Annotated in this window: 12 protein-coding genes and 2 pseudogenes; 6 read left to right on the top strand and 8 right to left on the bottom strand. The window is 67.7% G+C overall.

What is annotated here, in order from left to right; genetic code table 11:
* Nucleotides 1–42 precede the first annotated feature (42 nt).
* Both ID132_RS15055 and ID132_RS14535 read right to left on the bottom strand, forming a co-directional pair.
* The gene (locus ID132_RS15055) at nucleotides 43–678 is read right to left on the bottom strand and encodes a glycosyltransferase (RefSeq protein WP_413229330.1); all 636 of its coding nucleotides are present in this window, start codon (nucleotides 676–678) and stop codon (nucleotides 43–45) included.
* Nucleotides 635–2,131 (bottom strand): annotated as a pseudogene (locus ID132_RS14535) (glycosyltransferase); the annotation flags it as partial. The pseudogene ID132_RS14535 and the gene ID132_RS15055, both read right to left, overlap by 44 nt.
* A 138-nt stretch (nucleotides 2,132–2,269) precedes the next feature.
* Here ID132_RS14535 and rfbB point away from each other — a divergent pair.
* The 3 genes from rfbB (at nucleotide 2,270) to ID132_RS00470 (ending at nucleotide 5,253) form a co-directional block, all read left to right on the top strand.
* Nucleotides 2,270–3,265, top strand: coding sequence for a dTDP-glucose 4,6-dehydratase (gene rfbB / locus ID132_RS00480; RefSeq protein WP_193127581.1), 996 nt, complete (start codon nucleotides 2,270–2,272; stop codon nucleotides 3,263–3,265).
* Complete coding sequence (gene rfbD / locus ID132_RS00475; protein ID WP_125106906.1) at nucleotides 3,262–4,119, top strand: dTDP-4-dehydrorhamnose reductase; 858 nt, start codon at nucleotides 3,262–3,264, stop codon at nucleotides 4,117–4,119. Before rfbB ends, rfbD begins: the two co-directional genes overlap by 4 nt.
* Before the next feature lie 144 nt (nucleotides 4,120–4,263).
* On the top strand, nucleotides 4,264–5,253 hold the full coding sequence (locus ID132_RS00470) for a glycosyltransferase family 4 protein (protein ID WP_193127580.1): 990 nt from the start codon (nucleotides 4,264–4,266) through the stop codon (nucleotides 5,251–5,253).
* A 15-nt stretch (nucleotides 5,254–5,268) separates the two neighbouring features.
* Here ID132_RS00470 and ID132_RS00465 read toward each other — a convergent pair.
* The 5 genes and pseudogenes from ID132_RS00465 to ID132_RS00445 all read right to left on the bottom strand — a co-directional run bounded on the left by ID132_RS00465 (nucleotide 5,269) and on the right by ID132_RS00445 (nucleotide 11,456).
* A pseudogene (locus ID132_RS00465) lies at nucleotides 5,269–6,975 on the bottom strand (acetyl/propionyl/methylcrotonyl-CoA carboxylase subunit alpha).
* Complete coding sequence (locus ID132_RS00460) at nucleotides 6,972–8,585, bottom strand: 5-oxoprolinase subunit B/C family protein (protein WP_193127579.1); 1,614 nt, start codon at nucleotides 8,583–8,585, stop codon at nucleotides 6,972–6,974. The pseudogene ID132_RS00465 and the gene ID132_RS00460 overlap by 4 nt, the downstream one beginning before the upstream one ends.
* The gene (locus ID132_RS00455) at nucleotides 8,582–9,385 is read right to left on the bottom strand and encodes a putative hydro-lyase (RefSeq protein ID WP_125106902.1); all 804 of its coding nucleotides are present in this window, start codon (nucleotides 9,383–9,385) and stop codon (nucleotides 8,582–8,584) included. The genes ID132_RS00460 and ID132_RS00455 overlap by 4 nt, the downstream gene beginning before the upstream one ends.
* Before the next feature lie 13 nt (nucleotides 9,386–9,398).
* Nucleotides 9,399–10,160, bottom strand: coding sequence for a LamB/YcsF family protein (locus tag ID132_RS00450; RefSeq protein WP_125106901.1), 762 nt, complete (start codon nucleotides 10,158–10,160; stop codon nucleotides 9,399–9,401).
* Nucleotides 10,161–10,181: 21 nt separating this feature from the next.
* Nucleotides 10,182–11,456, bottom strand: a complete 1,275-nt coding sequence (locus ID132_RS00445; RefSeq protein ID WP_193127578.1) for an NRAMP family divalent metal transporter — start codon at nucleotides 11,454–11,456, stop codon at nucleotides 10,182–10,184.
* A gap of 203 nt (nucleotides 11,457–11,659) precedes the next feature.
* On the opposite strand from ID132_RS00445, the gene ID132_RS00440 reads away from it, so the two are divergent.
* Nucleotides 11,660–12,319, top strand: a complete 660-nt coding sequence (locus ID132_RS00440; RefSeq protein ID WP_193127577.1) for a GntR family transcriptional regulator — start codon at nucleotides 11,660–11,662, stop codon at nucleotides 12,317–12,319.
* A gap of 148 nt (nucleotides 12,320–12,467) precedes the next feature.
* Here the strand turns inward: ID132_RS00440 and ID132_RS14530 are convergent, their stop codons facing one another.
* Nucleotides 12,468–14,870, bottom strand: a complete 2,403-nt coding sequence (locus ID132_RS14530; protein ID WP_125106898.1) for an ABC transporter permease subunit — start codon at nucleotides 14,868–14,870, stop codon at nucleotides 12,468–12,470.
* A gap of 141 nt (nucleotides 14,871–15,011) precedes the next feature.
* Here ID132_RS14530 and ID132_RS00430 point away from each other — a divergent pair, with 141 nt between their 5' ends.
* Nucleotides 15,012–15,710: a GntR family transcriptional regulator gene (locus ID132_RS00430; RefSeq protein WP_125106897.1), complete on the top strand. Its 699-nt coding sequence runs from the start codon at nucleotides 15,012–15,014 to the stop codon at nucleotides 15,708–15,710.
* A gap of 38 nt (nucleotides 15,711–15,748) precedes the next feature.
* Complete coding sequence (locus ID132_RS00425; RefSeq protein ID WP_235988149.1) at nucleotides 15,749–16,621, top strand: urea carboxylase-associated family protein; 873 nt, start codon at nucleotides 15,749–15,751, stop codon at nucleotides 16,619–16,621.
* The last annotated feature ends 7 nt before the right edge of the window (nucleotides 16,622–16,628 follow it).

Raw genomic sequence — 16,628 nt, 5'->3', positions numbered from 1 at the left:
GGGCGAAGCGTTGGGTGATGGAGGGCCCCGAAGTGCCGAGCGCTAGGCGCGGCGGAGGGCCCCGAGGTGGAGGGCAGCGCAGCGGCGCCACGTGAACGTGGCCGCACGAGCTTCGCCAGCGGCCGCGAGCGCGGCGCGGGCCGGGGCGTCAACGAGGAGGTCGCCAAGGGCGTTCGCGATCGAGTCGGCCCGCGGCTCGCAATACTTCACCGCGTCGCCGCCGACTTCGGGCAGGGCCGAGAGCTTCGTCGTGATCACGGGCGCGCCGGATGCCATCGCCTCGAGCACCGGCAGTCCGAAGCCCTCGGCGATCGACGCATACACGAAGGCGTCCGCACCGCCGAGGAGCGCTCGCAGTTGCTCGAGCGGCAGGTAACCGAGCTCGCGGACGCGCGAATTCGGGTCGGCCCTCGCGGCGNTCGAGCTTCGCGGCGGCGTCGGCGTCCCAGCCGCGCTGCCCGGAGATGAGCAGCGGCGGCGCGTCGGGCAGCGACGCGTGGGCGTCGATGAGTTCGCCGACGCGTTTGCGGGGCTCGATCGTGCCGAGGAACGCGACCCAGCGGTCGACGCTGTACTCGGCGCGGAACTGCGCGAGTTCGGCCTGGCTCGGGCGGTGAAACACCTCGCGGTTGACGCCGTGGTGGGCGACGGCGATCGGGCGCCGCGGCGTGCCAGCATAGCGCTCGACCTCGGCGGCCGTCGCGGCGCTCGGGGCGATGAGCTGCACGTCGGCGGCGACGCCGCGGCGGATCCACGTCGTGAAAAACCGCCGTTTCAGTGGCGAGTGCGCCTCGGGGTCGGAGAAGAAGGTCGCGTCGTGCACCGTGACGAGTCGACGAATGCCACGCGCCTGCAGCGGGAACGAGTAGTGCGGCGACAGCAGCGCGGTGCCGCCGAGCGCGCGGACGGTGCGTGGAAGGTGGGTCTGCTCCCAGACGAACCGGAGGCCGCGCTTGCCGACCCACTCGGGCACGGTCTCGATGCGTGCGGCCGGGTCGAGCACGCCGAAGTGGTCGACGTGCTCGGGCTTGACGAGGTAGGTGCGGGCGATGCCATCGCCGGATGCTGCGAGCTCAGCGAGTCCGGTCGCGAGACCCTCAAGGTAGCGGCCCACTCCCCCGAGCTGCGACGGGAGGGAGGTGAAGTCGAGGACGAGGTGTTCCGCGGTCGCTCCCTGCCCTTCGCCAAGCGGTTCCTGAGCTTGTCGAAGGGGCGAGCCGCGGCGCAGGGCGGACTTCGCCGCGGCGCCCGCGCTGCGCACGAGGGCGCGCACCTTCATGTCGAACGGGCCGTTGCGCAGCGCGCAGCGCAGGCGGTTGCGCCGATTCCAACGCACGAACTGCGCCGACTCCGTGCCCGACGAACCGGCGTGCGCATGCACCGAAACGGCGCCGGCAGCGTAGGCCACGAGCCACCCGGCCTTGCGCAGGCGCCAGGAAAGATCGGTGTCCTCGTAGTACATGAAGTAGCCCTCGTCGAAGCCACCGAGGGGTTCGACCGCCGCCGCCCGCAACATCGCGGCGCCGCCGTGCAGGCCGAACACCGCGGCCGGAAACTCGGTGCCGACCGGCTGCAGCCAGCCACGGTCGAGCCCATTGCCCGACTTCGTCACTTGGTTGCCCGTCGAGTTGAGCAACTCCACGCCCGCCTCGCCGTCGCGGGCATCCCGCCACTGCTCGCCATCGTGGCCGACGAGCACGCGCTCGCCGTCAAGCGCATTCGTCCCTGCGACCCGCACGAACCGCCCCGCGAGCCGCACCTGCGCGGTCGCCGCGCCGACGCGCGGGTCGGCGTCGAGCGCATCCGCGAGCGCCGCGACGAAGCCGGGCTGGTACACCGCATCCTGGTTACAAATCACGTAGGCGTCGGCCGGGTACGCCGCCATCGCGCGGTTCGCCGCCGGCCCGTAGCCGAGGTTGTCGCCGAGCTCGAGCACGGCGGCGCCGGGCACGGCGGCCAGGATGCGCGCGACCGTGTCATCGCTCGAGTGGTTGTCGGCCACGACCACCTGCAGCTGCCGGGCCTCGCCGCTCGGCGTGCGCCCCGCATCCTGGCCCGCGAGCGAGGCGACGGCGCGGGCCGCCTCGTCGCCGCCGTTCCAAGTGACGACGATGGCGACGATGTTGCGCACGTATTCGGCAGAGTTCACGCCTCCACGCTACCGATTCAGCGGGGTTTCCGGGCGCGGTGCCGGTAGGCTATGTGCTGTTTCTGCGCGCTGCGCGGAGTGCGGCGGGCACGCTGCCGCACGCTCACAGGGAGGACTGCATTGAAACTGCTCGTCACCGGCGGTGCCGGATTCATCGGCTCGAACTTCGTTCGTCGCGCGCTCAATGACGAACTGCCCGGCGTCGAGGGCGCCGAGATCGTGGTGCTCGACTCGCTCACCTACTCGGGCGTGCGCGAGAACCTCGACCCGATCGCCGACTCACCGCGCTTCACCTTTATTGAGGGCGACATCCGCGACGCTGCGCTGCTCGACGAGATCTTCCCGACCATCGACGGCGTCGTGCACTTCGCCGCCGAGTCGCACGTCGACCGCTCGGTGCGCGACGCCGCGATCTTCGTCGAGACGAACGTGCTCGGCACGCAGCGCCTGCTCGACGCCGCGCTGAAGCACGGCACGAAGCGCTTCGTACACGTGTCGACCGACGAGGTCTACGGCTCGATCGAAGAGGGCGAGTGGACCGAGGAGTTCCCGCTCGAGCCGAACTCGCCGTACTCGGCATCGAAGGCCGGCAGCGACCTGCTCGTGCGCGCCTACCACCGCACCCACGGCCTCAACGCGTCGATCACCCGCTGCTCGAACAACTACGGCCCGTACCACTTCCCCGAGAAGCTGATCCCGCTTTTCGTCACGAACCTCATGGACGACCAGCACGTGCCGCTCTACGGCACCGGCGAGAACGTACGCGACTGGCTGCACGTCGACGACCACTGCCGCGGCATCGCGCTCGTGTTCGCGAACGGCCGCGCGGGCGAGGTCTACAACATCGGCGGCGGCACGCAGCTGACCAACGTCGAGATCACCGAGAAAATCCTCGAGCTCATGGGCAAGGACGACTCGTACGTCGACCACGTCGAGGACCGCAAGGGGCACGACCTGCGCTACTGCGTCGACATCTCGAAGATTGAGAACGAGCTCGGCTACGAGCCGCAGGTGCCGTTCGAGCAGGGCCTCGCCGAGGTTGTGCAGTGGTACCGCGACAACCGCGCCTGGTGGGAGCCGCTGAAGGAGCGCGCCGCCTTGGAGGCGCAGAAGTGACTCGGTACCTCATCACCGGCGCGGCGGGGATGCTCGGGCAAGACCTGCAGCGCGCGCTCGCTGGCCGCGAGGTCACGGCGCTGACACGGCAAGATCTCGACGTCACCGACGCCGACGCCGTGCGCAGCGCGGTCGCCGGCCACGACGTCGTCATCAACGCCGCCGCGTACACCGCGGTCGACAACGCCGAGACCGATGAGGACGCCGCGTACGCGATCAACGCGACCGCCGTCGAGCACCTCGCGAAGGCAGCGGCCGAGACCGGCGCGAAGCTCGTGCACTACTCGACCGACTACGTGTTTCAGGGCAACGCCCAGGCGCCATACGCCGAGAACGAGCAGCGCGACCCACTCAACGCCTATGGCCGCACCAAGGCCGCGGGCGAGGAGCTCGCGCTCGCCGCGCATCCGGAGGGCACGTTCATCGTGCGCACCGCCTGGCTCTACGGTGCCGGCGGCCCGAACTTCGCGAAGACCATGGTGAAGCTCGCCGAGAACAACCCCGAGATCACGGTCGTCAACGACCAACTCGGGCAGCCGACCTACACGCGCGACCTCGCCGAGCAGACGGTGAAGCTGCTCGACGCGCAGGCGCCGGCCGGCATCTACCACGGCACGAACTCGGGCGAGACGACCTGGTTCGGCTTCGCCCGCGAGATCTTCCACCTCGCCGGGCACGACTCCGAGCGCGTCAAGCCGACCGACTCGGCCGCCTTCGTGCTCCCCGCCGCGCGACCCGCCTACTCGGTGCTCGGCCACGACGCCTGGCGCGCCGCCGGCATCGAACCCATGCGCAACTGGCGCGACGCCCTCGAGGCGGCCGCTGAGGATGGAGTGCTCACGTCCACATGGTGACGCTGAAGTTTCTGCTCGACCAACTCGTCGCGCCCGTGCCCGGAGGCATCGGGCGGTACGCCGAGAACCTCGCCCGCGAGGTGATTTCGCGCGCCCCCGCGGGCTGCGAGGTTGAGGGCATCATCACCCCGCCGAAGGGCGAGGGTGCGCCCACGGTCGAGCAGATCGAAGAGCGCTTCNCCCGGCCTCGCGCACCTCGGGGTCACCAAGCTGAGCCGCGCAACGCTCGCGCAGTCGTGGTCGCGCGGCCTGCTCACGGGCGCGATCGGCGGCGGGCTCATCCACGCGCCGAGCCTGTTCGCGCCGCTGCAGCCGCTCGGTAGCGACGGCGGCGTGCAGACCGTCGTGACGGTGCACGACACCGTGCCGTGGACGCATCCCGAGACCCTCACATCGAACGGCGTGCGCTGGCACAAGCGCCAGCTCAAGCGCGCCTGGCAGCACGCGGCCGCGGTCGTCACGCCGACCCACGCGGTCGCCGAGCAGGTCGCCGAGCTCTACAACTTTGGTGACCGCCTGCGGGTGATTCCGGGCGCGCCGTCGCGCGACGTGCACCTGCCCGAGAACCCCGACGAGGTCGCCGAGCGACTCGGCCTGCCCGACACGTACATCCTCGCCGTCGGCACGCTCGAACCCCGCAAGGGCCTGAACAAGCTCGTCGAGGCGCTCGCGAAGATTCCCGACGCCCAACTCGTGCACGCTGGCCCCGACGGCTGGGGCGACGTGAACTGGGACTCCCTCTGCGCCGAGGCCGGCGTCGAGCGTTCGCGCGTGAAGACGCTCGGCTTTATCTCGAACACCGACCTCGCCGTGGCCTACGACCGTGCGACGGTGTTCTGCATGCCCTCGATCGACGAGGGCTTCGGTCTGCCGATCCTTGAGGCGTTCCGCGCCGGCACGGCGGTGGTGCACACCGACGTTCCGGCGCTCATGGAGGTCGCCGGCGGCGCCGGCATCCACGTGCCCCTCGTCGAGGAATCGACCTTCGTCGAGCGCCTCGCGGTCGCGCTGAAAAACGTGCTCGGCGACGAGGAGCTCCGCCAGAGCCTCGTCACCGCGGGCCACGACCGCGTCCCGATCTACTCGTGGAGCTACTCGGCCGACCTCGTCTGGCGGTTGCACGCCGACCTCTAGGGTCGGCGCACTTCCCTACTCGGTGACACGGGCGATCGGAGCGTCGACGATGACCGTCGCGCCCTCCTCGACGAGCCAGGCGATCGTGCCGGTGCGCTCGGCGAGCACCTTCGTCTCCATCTTCATCGCCTCGCACACCGCGACGGCGTCGCCCTCGGCCACCCAGGCGCCCTCGGCGACGAGGCGGCGCACGAGCGTGCCCGAGACCGGCGCGAGCAGCGCATCCTCGTGCTGGTCGGGTGCCGCGGATGCTGCGACAGGGCCGGATGCGCCGGCGTCAGCCGCGCGCAGGCTGCCGAGCAGTTCGTCAGGCAGGCCCAGCTCGACGCGGCGGCCGTCGACCTCGATAGCGACGCGGCGCAAGGCCGGCGCGGGCGCGGCTTTCGCGCGCGGCTGCGTCTCGAGTTCGGGCAGAAGTTCGGTCTCGATCCACTGCGTGTAGACGCCGAGCCGCTCCCCTACGAAGGCCGGATGCTCGACGACGGTGCGGTGGAACGGCAGCACGGTTGCGACGCCATCGATCACCGTCTCGCGCAGGGCCCGCCGCGAGCGCGCGAGGGCTGCGGCGCGGTCGTCGCCAACCNCTTCGCGATCATCGAGTCGAACGCGCCCTCGACGCGGTCGCCGGCCTCGACACCGCCGTCCCAGCGCACGCCGGGGCCGCCCGGCTGGTGCAGGTGCTCGACGGCACCGGGCGAGGGCAGGAAGCCCCTACCCGGGTCCTCGGCGTTGATGCGAAACTCGATCGCGTGGCCCACTGGCTCGGGGGTGTCGGTGCGCGAGAGGCCGCGGCCCTCAGCGACGCGGAACTGCTCGAGCACGAGGTCGATGCCGCTCGTGAGCTCGGTCACCGGGTGCTCGACCTGGAGGCGCGTGTTCACCTCGAGGAACGACACGGTGCCGTCCTCGCCAAGGAGGAACTCGACGGTGCCCGCGCCGCGGTAGTTCACGGCGCCGCAGATCTCGCGGGCGGCGGTATGGATGCGCTCGCGTGCGTCGGCGGGCAGGTCGGGCGCCGGCGACTCCNCGCTGCAGCGAGCAGTCGCGGTCGCCGACGACGAGCACGTTGCCCGCGCCGTCCCCGACGACCTGCACCTCGACGTGGCGCGGGCGGTCGAGGAACCGCTCGATGTAGCACTCGCCGCGACCGAAGGCGGTGACGGCCTCGCGCGTCGCCGACTCGAAGGCGTCGCCGACCTCGTCGAGGCGGCGCACGACCTTGAGCCCGCGCCCACCGCCGCCGTACGCGGCCTTGATGGCCACCGGCAGGCCGGCCTCGCGCGCGAAGGCGATCGCCTCATCCGCGCTCTCGAGCGGCTTGTCGGTGCCGGGCACGAGCGGTGCGCCAACCGAAGTGGCGATCTGGCGGGCCGTCACCTTGTCGCCGAGCTGGTCGATCGACTCGGGGGTCGGGCCGATGAACGTAAGTCCCGCATCCTCGACCGCGCGGGCAAACGCGGCGTTCTCGCTGAGGAAGCCGTAGCCCGGGTGCACGGCATCGGCGTCGGCGGCGCGCGCGACCTGGAGGATGCGCGCGATGTTGAGGTAGCTGTCGGCTGGGGTCGTGCCGCCGAGCGCGTAGGCCTCGTCGGCGAGGCGCACGTGCATCGCGTCCGCGTCCTGGTCGGCGTAGACGGCGATCGAGGTGTAGCCGGCGTCGGCGCAGGCGCGGGCGACGCGCACGGCGATTTCGCCGCGGTTGGCTATGAGAATGCGCTTCATGATTGGTCCTCCGTCGCTGAGAGTTCGGTGAATCGGTGCACGACGCGAAAGCGCACGCGCATGCCGGGCGCGAGCTGCCCGGCGCGGTCGAGGTCGGCGTCGATGACGGCGCCGATGACGGGGTAGCCGCCCGTGAGCGGATGGTCGGGCAAGAAGAGCACGGGCTGGCCGTTCGCCGGCACCTGGATCGCGCCCGTGACGGCGCCCTCGCTCGGCAGCTCGGCGGTGACGGCGCGCTCGAGCGGGGTGTCGCCCTCGAGGCGCACGCCGACGCGGTCGGACTGCGCGGTCACGCGCCACTCCTGGCCCGTGAGCGTCTCGAGCGCCGCGGCGCTGAACCAGTCGGTGCGCGGGCCGAGCACAATGTCGATCTCGACGAGCTCGTCGTGCGCGGGCAGCTCGGGGCGCGCCGCGTCGTTCGGCTCGACGGCGCGCGCGGCCCGGTCGTCGCCGAGCGGGAGCACGTCGCCCGCCGCAAGCGGCTGCGGGCCGACGCCAGAAAGCGTGTCGGTCGTGAGGCTGCCGAGCACGTCGTCGACCGCGAAGCCGCCGCGCACCGCGAGGTAGCCGCGCAGCCCGCGCGTGAAGCCCGAGAGGTGGATGCGGTCGCCCGCCGACACCGCGGTCGGCACGCCACGCTCGAACGGGTACTCGTCGCCCTCGGCGCTGACGATCGTTCGACGCCCGCTCGCGCCGGTCCACGCGATGACGCCCTCTGCGCAGGCGAGCAGCTCGGCGCCGCCGCCCGCGAGTTCGAGCACCGCGGTGTCGCTGTCGTTGCCGACGATGCGGTTCGCGGCCCGCAGCGCGCGCCGGTCGGCCGCGCCCGACGCCGCGACGCCCATCCCGAGCATCCCGGCCCGGCCGAGATCCTGCAGCAGCAGTTGGGCGCCCGGGCGCACGATCTCGAGCGCGCGCGCATCCCCCGGCACCGGCGGCAGCTCGGTCGTGCGGGGCGCGGCGCCGCTGAGGTCGACCTCGTCGCGCACGGCGCGGTAGCGCACCTCCTGCCCTGGTTGGATGAACGCGGGCGGCGTGCGCTCCAAGTCCCACATCCGCTCGGGGGTGCGGCCGATGAGCTGCCAGCCGCCGGGCGACTCGCGCGGGTACACCGCCGAGAAGTTGCCGGCGAGCGCGACCGAGCCGGCCGGGATGCGCGTGCGCGGCGATGGCCGGCGCGGCACCTCGAAGAACGGGTCGTCGCCGACGCAGTAGACGAAGCCGGGCGCGAAGCCAGCGAAGGCGCCACGCCACGTCGCCTCGGTGTGGCGGCGCACGAGCTCCTCGCTCGAGACGCCAAGGCTTTCGGCGAGCGCGGCGAGATCCTCGCCCGAGTAGACGACGTCGACGGTTACGGCGTCGTGGTCGGATGCGGCGTGCTCGGCCGCGGGCACCTCGCGGATGCGCCGGGCCAGGCTCCGCGCGTCGGTGAGGGTCGGGTCGAAGCGCACCATCGTCGTGCTCGCGGCGGGGATGAGCTCCTCGACGCCCGCGAGCGCGGCCGACTCGAGCGGCGCGAAGTGCGCGAGCACCGCATCCAGGTCGGTGTACTCGACGAGGATCGCGCGGTCGCTCATCGGCAGGATTCGGGTGATGCCGGGCTGGGTCATACGGTGTAGCTCTCGTTGCGCACGTCGGTCACGAACATGCGGCCCGGGGCGTGGGTGATCGCGAAGGGCACGCGGGATTCCATGATCGCCGCCTGCGGGGTCACGCCGCACGCCCAGAACACTGGCACCTCGCCGGGGCGAAGCGCAACTGGCGCATCGCCGAACTCGGGCGCGAAGAGGTCTCCGATGCCGAGCGCCGCCGGGTCTCCCACGTGCACGGGCGCGCCGTGCACCGCCGGGGTGCGGCCCGAGATCTGCACCGCATCGGCGACCCGATCGGCCGGAATCGGTCGCATCGACACGACGAGTTTGCCGCGCATCCGGCCCGCCGGGGCACAGTCGATTGCGGTGCGATACATCGGCACGTTGCGGCCCACGGTCTGGTGGCGAATCTCGATATTTGCGCTGGTGAGGCCTGCCTCGAACGTGAAGCTGCATCCGATAATAAAGGTCACGAGGTCGGGATGCTCGGCCCACTCGTCCCGCACGTCGGTCGGCTCTGCCGCGAGCGCGCCGTCACGCCAGATTCGGTACCGCGGCACGTCGGTACGCAGGTCGCTGCCGGGGGCAAGGGTCGACTCGAAGCCGCCGTCCTCGATCACTTCGAGCACGGGGCAGGGCTTCGGGTTGCGTTGTGCATAGAGCAGCACGTCGTAGGCCCACTCGCGCGGCACGGAGATAAAGTTGGTCTGCACAACGCCGGGGGCGACACCGCTGGTCGGTGCGTCGTCGCCGCTGCGGGCCGCAAGTCGCGCGGTTCTGGCCGAGGCGAGTTCCTCGGATTCAGCAAAGAGCAGCATGATTTGGCCCCCGCTACTTCGCGAAGGGCGCGAGGTCAATGCCCTGCGTGGTGAGCACCCGCCGCACCGCCGCCGCCATCGAGATCGCGCCGGCGCTGTCGCCGTGCACGCAAATCGAGTCGGCGCCGAGGTGCACCTCGGAGCCGTCAGCGGCGGGGATCGTGCCGTCGGTGACGAGGCGAAGCATTCGTGCTGCCACGAGCTCGGCGTCATGCAGCACTGCCCCATCCTTCGTTCGAGACATGAGCGAGCCATCAGCTTCGTACGCGCGGTCGGCAAAGGCCTCGCGGGCGACGGTGAGCCCTGCCCGCTCGGCGACGTCGACGCTCACTCCGCCGGCGAGCCCAAGGAACACGAGGTCCGGGTCGACTGCGCGCACCGCAGCCGCGACGATTTTTGCCTGCCGCGCATCCTTGGCAATGGTGTTGTAGAGCGCGCCGTGTGGCTTCACATACTTCACCTCGGTGCCAGCGCTCTTCGCGAGGGCCTGGAGCGCGCCGAGCTGGTACTCGACGTCGGCCTGCAGGGTGGCGTCGTCGATGTCAACGGCGACGCGGCCGAAGTTCGCGTAGTCGCGGTAGCCGGGATGCGCGCCGACGACGACGCCGTGGTCGCGCGCCTTCGTGAGCGTGTCGCGGATGCCCACCGGGTCTCCGGCGTGGAAGGCCACAGCGACGTTGGCGCTCGTGACGATTTCGAGCATCGCCGCGTCGTCGGCCACCTGACGGTCGGGCGTGTTTTCGCCGAGGTCGGAATTGAGGTCGATGGTTGCCATCTGCTTTCCTTTCGCGGACGCTTAGGCGCCCGTGATCATCTCGAAAATCGGCCCGACCGAGACGGCACCCATGTACCAGGTAAGCGCGGTCGCCAGCGTACCGAACACGAGGAGCCACACCGGGTACTTGTACCCCTGCAGGAGATCTTTCTGCCGGAACCAGCCGATGTACATGAAGATCGTGAGGCCAATCGGAAGGATCAGGCCGTTGAAGCCGCCGACGAACACGAGGATCGACGCGGGCGCGGCACCCCAGAGCATGTAGAGCACGAGCGAGACCGCGATGAACGCGACGGTCGCGATGCGCAGCGGCCACCCGTCGTTGAGCTTCTTGCTGAAGACTGAGAGGAACGTCGCCGACGTGTACGCGGCACCGATGACCGAGCTGATCGCGGCCGCCCAGAAGATGACGCCGAAGACGCGGAGGCCGGCCTCGCCCATCGCGTACTGGAACGCGGCGCCCGCCGGGTTGAGGTTCGGGTCGGCCATGTCGAGGGTGAAGCCCGAGGCCGCGACGCCGAGGATCGCGAGGAACAGCACGTAGCGCATGATGCCGGTGACGAGGATGCCGTTCATCGACGCGCCCGAGACGGCCTTGACGTGCTCGGGGCCGGTGAGGCCCGAGTCGAGGTAGCGGTGCGCGCCCGCGTAGGTGATGTAGCCGCCGACGGTGCCGCCGACGATCGTCGTGATCGTCGCGAAGTTGATGTCGTCGGGCAGCACGGTCTGGCGCAGGGCATCGCCGACCGGCGGGTTCGAGACGATCGCCATGACGATCGTGAGCACGATCATGCCGACGCCGAGGATCATCACGACGATGTCGACGATGCGGCCGGCGCGCTTCCAGAGGAAGATGCAGATGGCCAGGAGGCCGGTGATTATGCCGCCGAGCTTCGCGTCGATGCCGAGCATCGCGTTGAGGCCCAGGCCACCGCCCGCGATGTTGCCGATGTTGAAGGCGAGGCCGCCGATGACGATGAGGATGCCGAGGACGTAGCCGAAGCCCGGCACGGCCTCGTTCGCGAGCTGGCCGGCGCGCTTGCTTGCGACGGTGATGATGCGCCAGATGTTCATCTGCACCGCGAAGTCGACGAGGATCGACACGAGGATCGCGAACGCGAATGCCGCGCCCATCTGGAACGTGAACGTGGCGGTCTGGGTGATGAAACCCGGGCCGATGGCGCTCGTCGCCATGAGGAAGATCGCGCCGAGGATGGGGCCTCTGCGGGACTTGGCGAATTCCTTCGCCTTCTGCTTGGACGGGGTGTCGGTGGAGATGGTGCGATCGTCAGCCATGACGAACTCCTCGGCGTCGTTGACGGGGGTGCGCGTTCTGCGTACGAGCGACCCTACGTCTTGCTGAACATTCCCGCAAGGATTGTTCAACAACTTGGTGTGGATATGGGGACAGAGTACGCAGAAGTTTTCTTTACGCGCAATGTTCAATAATCTTTCTTTACGTTGCGGGCCCTCGTCGACGTTCGACTACGCTCGCGAATATGACGACGCTCCCGCCCGACCGCACCGCGATGCCCAAGGTCGCGCACGAACTGCGCGAGGCCATCACGGCCGGTCAGTATGCGCCGGGCGAGCGACTCTCGGAGATCGCGGTGGCCGAGTCGTTCGGGGTCTCGCGGAACACGCTGCGCGAGTCATTCCAAGCGCTGGCCGAGCAGCGACTCATCACGCGCATCCCCAACCGCGGCGTTTCGGTGGCCTCCCCCGAGATGGCCGACGTCATCGACATCTACCGGATGCGTCGCATCCTCGAGCTCGGCGCCCTCGCGAGCGGCTCACGCCTGCATCCCGCGTACGCCGACATGACGGCGGCGGTGAAGGATGCGCGGGCCGCCGAAGAGGCTGGCGACCGGCCCGCGGTCGGTACTGAGAATATGCACTTCCACTCAGCCCTCGTGCGCTTCAGCGACAGCCCGCGGGTGGTCAGCGCATTCGAGAACGTCGCCGCCGAGATGCGCCTCGCGTTCCTGCGACTGAACGACCCGGAGCGACTCCACCAGCCGTTCATGGGCCGCAACGAGGTGATCCTCGCGGCCATCGAAGCCGATGACTTGGCCGCCGCATCCGCCGCCCTCACCGACTACCTCGCCGACTCCGAACGCCTGCTGCTCTCGACCTACTCGCGCCTCGGCCTCAGCTAGCCCGCACGCGCGAACCCTGGGCTTGTCGAGGGGTCGAAAGATCGCCGCCCACCGCCCCACTTAAGTGCGCCCGANAACAAAGTGATGGCAAGTTACTGCGGATTTCGAGAATCCGATGTAACTTGCCGTCACTTTGTCGACAGGTGCCCTAGCTCTCGAACTTGCTGAGGAACCGCTTCGTACGTTGGTGGTCGGGGTTCGTGAAGACCTTGTCGGACGGCCCTTCTTCGACGACCTGCCCCTGATCCATCAGTACAACCCAGTCCGCAACCTCGTGCGCGAACCTCATCTCGTGCGTGACCACAACCATCGTGAGGCCCTCGGCCGCCAGCTCAGTCATGACCTGCAGCACCTCGTCGACCAACTCAGGGTCGAGCGCGCTTGTCGGCTCGTCGAAGAGCAGCACCTCCGGGTCCATAGCCAATGCGCGCGCGATCGCGACTCGCTGTTGCTGGCCACCCGAAAGCTGATGCGGGTACTTATTCGCATGGTCATCCATCCCAACCTTTGCGAGTAACTGGTGCGCACGGTCTTCGAGTCGCCGCTTGTCATCCCGGTTGAGATACTCCGGCGCAAAGATGACGTTCTCGAGCACAGTCTTGTGCGGGAATAGGTTGAACTGTTGGAACACCATTCCCACCTTGGCGCGCACCTTCGCAACATCGCGGTCCACCGCGACACTGTACTTGCCATCGGTGGTCTTGTGATACCCGACTGGCTCACCATGGAAGAGAACGTCGCCACCATTGATGGTTTCCATGGCATTGAGGGTTCGAATCAGTGTCGTCTTACCCGAGCCGGACGGACCGATGATGGCCACAACTTCTCCGCGGTGCACGTCAAGGTCGACACCCTTAATGACCTCCGTGTCGCCGTAGGACTTGCGGAGCTCCTGGACTTGGATCACTGGCTCGCCCACGTGAGGGACCCCGACACGACCATTGATTGGGGCAACCACGTCAACCACTCCAGTCGACAGCGTTACCTTCGCCGTTGCAGACCTGCGATTCACGTCCAAGCGGCGCTCGAGCAGCTTCAGGAGCTGGTCGAAAATGGTGACGATCATCACATAGAAGATCGCTACCACGAGCAGCGTCTCGAGCACCTTGAAGTTCTGGGTGTAGAGGCGCTGACCCACCAGCAGGATCTCCGTGAGCGAGATCGCGGACACCAGCGACGTCAGTTTGATGATGGTGACGAACTCGTTACCCAACGCCGGCAGCGCAACGCGGAACGCCTGTGGGATGACGATCCGCCGCTGAACGCCGCCCCACGGAATACCGAGCGCCCGCCCCGCTTCACCCTGGCCGCCAGCAACTGACTTGAGGCCGCCGCGGTGGATCTCAGAGATATAGGCAGTTTCCGACAGCACCATTGCCAAGAGGCCGGCCGCGAAGGGAGAGCCAATGATTCCGCGAAGTTCAGGGATAACCTGCGGTGCGTTGTAGACGAAGATCAGCAGCACCAGTAGCGGCAATGACCGGAAGAACCAGACGTACACGTTGAGTATTCCGCGCAGCCACGCCTGCTTTGACTGCCGGCCAAGGGCGACAAACATACCGAGCACCGTCGAAATGACCCACGCGAGCACCGACAGCGCGATCACAACGAGCGACGCCAGCCAGAACTGCGAATTGCCGAATTGCGCGAACGTGTAGCCCCAGTCAAACGCGAAACCACCGGTGCCGGTCGAATCCGACTCCGAACCGAGTGCCTCACGCACGGCAGCCTCATCAGGCTCCTGCAGGTTGTACTTGTCCAGGAGCGCCTGGTAGCTACCGTCGGCGCGCATCTGGTCGAGGGCACCACGCAGCTGTTCCGCCAGCTGAGTGTTTGACTTGCTTACCGCAATGCCAACCGGCACCGGCCAAAGCAGGTCATTGCTCGTAATGACGAGGCGACCGTTCGACGTGTCCACTGCCGTCTTGGCGACAGCCGCGTCGCTGACCTGAGCGTCCACCTGCCCCGACATCAGCGCCTGTGCCCCTTCAGAGTCGGTGGTGAAGTCGCGCACATCGACAGCACCTTCGCCCGCTTCGGCACAAGCGTCGCTGGCCTCGCCGCGGAGCTGGGTCGCCACTTCCCCACCCTTGATGACCGCGACGGTGAGGCCACAGAGATCCGCGGCTGACTGAAGCGGCGACGAGGACGTCTGCGTGACGATCGAGTTTCCGGTCATGAAGTAGGGAATGAAGGTGACCGACTTGGCCCGTTCTTCCGTGATGTAGAGCGCGGAGGCCACCACATCGAAGTGGTCGGACTGCAGGCTCGTAATGAGTTGCTCGAACCGGGTGTCAATGAATTCCGGCTCGCGGCCGAGTTTGCTTGCAATCTCAGTCATGAATTCAGGGTCGAAGCCAGCGGGGGTGCTGCCTTCGAAGTAGGCATACGGCGGATAGGTTAGGTCTGACCCGATCCTCAGCGGCCCTTTGTCTGCCGAGGCCGCGGCCGATTGCTCGCCGCGGAGGCCAAACGGCGCCACGAGCGTGAGGACAAGGATGAAGACGGCCGCGATGCCGCCCAGGAGTCGATGTTTTCTGCGCGCTTCCATTCTCGGAGCGTAGAACTGTTGAACAGTTCTGTCAACGGAGAGCGAAAAGAACGAGCAAGGACCCGCACTCGCTGATAAATACGGCGAAGTAGAGCACTTTCACTGTTCAACAGTAGATATTTCCTTGTTACGCTCATCACCGTGACCAGATCCACCACTGCAACCGATGCACCCGGTAAGGGTGGGCGCCGCCAGTCGGCCTCCGATGCAGTTTTCGGCGCCCTCCGGTTGCAAATCCTGCGAGGCGAACTGAAGCCTGGAACTCGTTTGATCGACGCGACCGTTGCCGTGGAGCAGAAGGTTTCGCGCAATACGGCGCGGGAGGCCTTGCGACTTCTCGTGGCGGATGAACTCGCCACCTGGACTCGCAACCTTGGCTACATGGTGCGCTCGTTGAGCCCTAATGACGTCCGAAACCTCTACCAAGCACGCCGCGTTATCGAAATCGGCGCTGTTCGCCAGAGCGCGAACGCACCTGACGAACACTTCGTTGCGTTAGAGAAAGTGACGGAGCACGCCGAAGCTGTCCTCGCCGCAGGCGCCTGGTCAGGTGTGGGCACTGCAAGCCTCAATTTCCATCAGGCGATCGTGAGATTGGCCAGCTCAGCAACGCTTGACGCATTCTTCGAGAAGATTGCAGCCCAGTTGCGACTCGCATTCGCTGTCATGAATAACGAGGCCAAGTTCCAGGCCCGGTGGATACCCCGCGATCGGGAAATCGCGAATCTCATTCTTTCCGGTAACCGCGCAGAAGCAATCACCGAACTCGAGCGATACCTCGTCGACTCAGAAACCAGCGTGGTTGATGCGATTCGCGCAGCTGAGCGCGAATCTGCATGACCAATTTTTCCCATTGATCAGTACATAGGAGCATGACATTGGAAGAACAGCAGCGCACAGCTGCGCTTACTGAAGCGGCGTACAAGGGCCCGGCACTCGAAGTCGACAAGGAGTTCTACGGAGCGATTGCGACTGAAACTGACTCGCGAACCCACGTCGGATCCTTCGAAATCCCGATTCGAAGCGGCGTTGCTTGGGAAGTGCCCGCGGGACACGTCTGTCGTCTTGTGACAGTTGAGGGCGGCCAGGTCGGCGACCTCAACATCTGGAATCGACACAACCCCCGCGAACGATTCTGGGCAGCGCGCACCCGACAGTTGCAGGCCGCGCACGTGACGACGTTCGACCGACTTTGGTCGACGCTTCCCTATCTCCGCCCGCTCGTCACGATCACCGCAGACACCCTCGAGGATTACGGCGTCGACAACGAAGGCGGCCGAGTGCATGACACTCTCGGTACGCGGTGCGACCCGTACGTCAATCGGATGCTCACCGGTGAAGATTTCGACTACCACTGCCACTCCAACCTGACGCGGGCGGTTCGTCCATTCGGGCTCACTGAGTTTGACGTCCACGATGTGCTGAATGTCTTTCAGTGCACCGGGCTGAACGACCAGGACCAGTACTTCATGAAGACGTGCCCGGCCAAGGTCGGGGACTACTTCGAAATGTTTGCCGAGCAGGATGTGCTGATGGCACTATCGACCTGCCCAGGCGGCGATCTGTCAGTACCAATGTGGGGCGACGAAGCCCATGACCCCGTCGAGGTCTGCCATCCTATCGGCGTTGAGATTTGGAAGGTCGACGACTCACTTCTCGCGGGCTGGTCCGAGCCGGAATTTGTTGCGTACGCGGGAGGCCATGGCCTCCGTGAGCGGACGTGGCCCGAGGTGGCAGCCAGCGGGGAGTAAGACGCTC

Source organism: Gulosibacter sediminis, assembly GCF_014904065.1.
GTDB classification, from domain to species: Bacteria; Actinomycetota; Actinomycetes; order Actinomycetales; family Microbacteriaceae; genus Gulosibacter; species Gulosibacter sediminis.
Note: the sequence above shows the minus strand (reverse complement) of the source record. Positions and strands in the feature narration are given on the sequence as shown.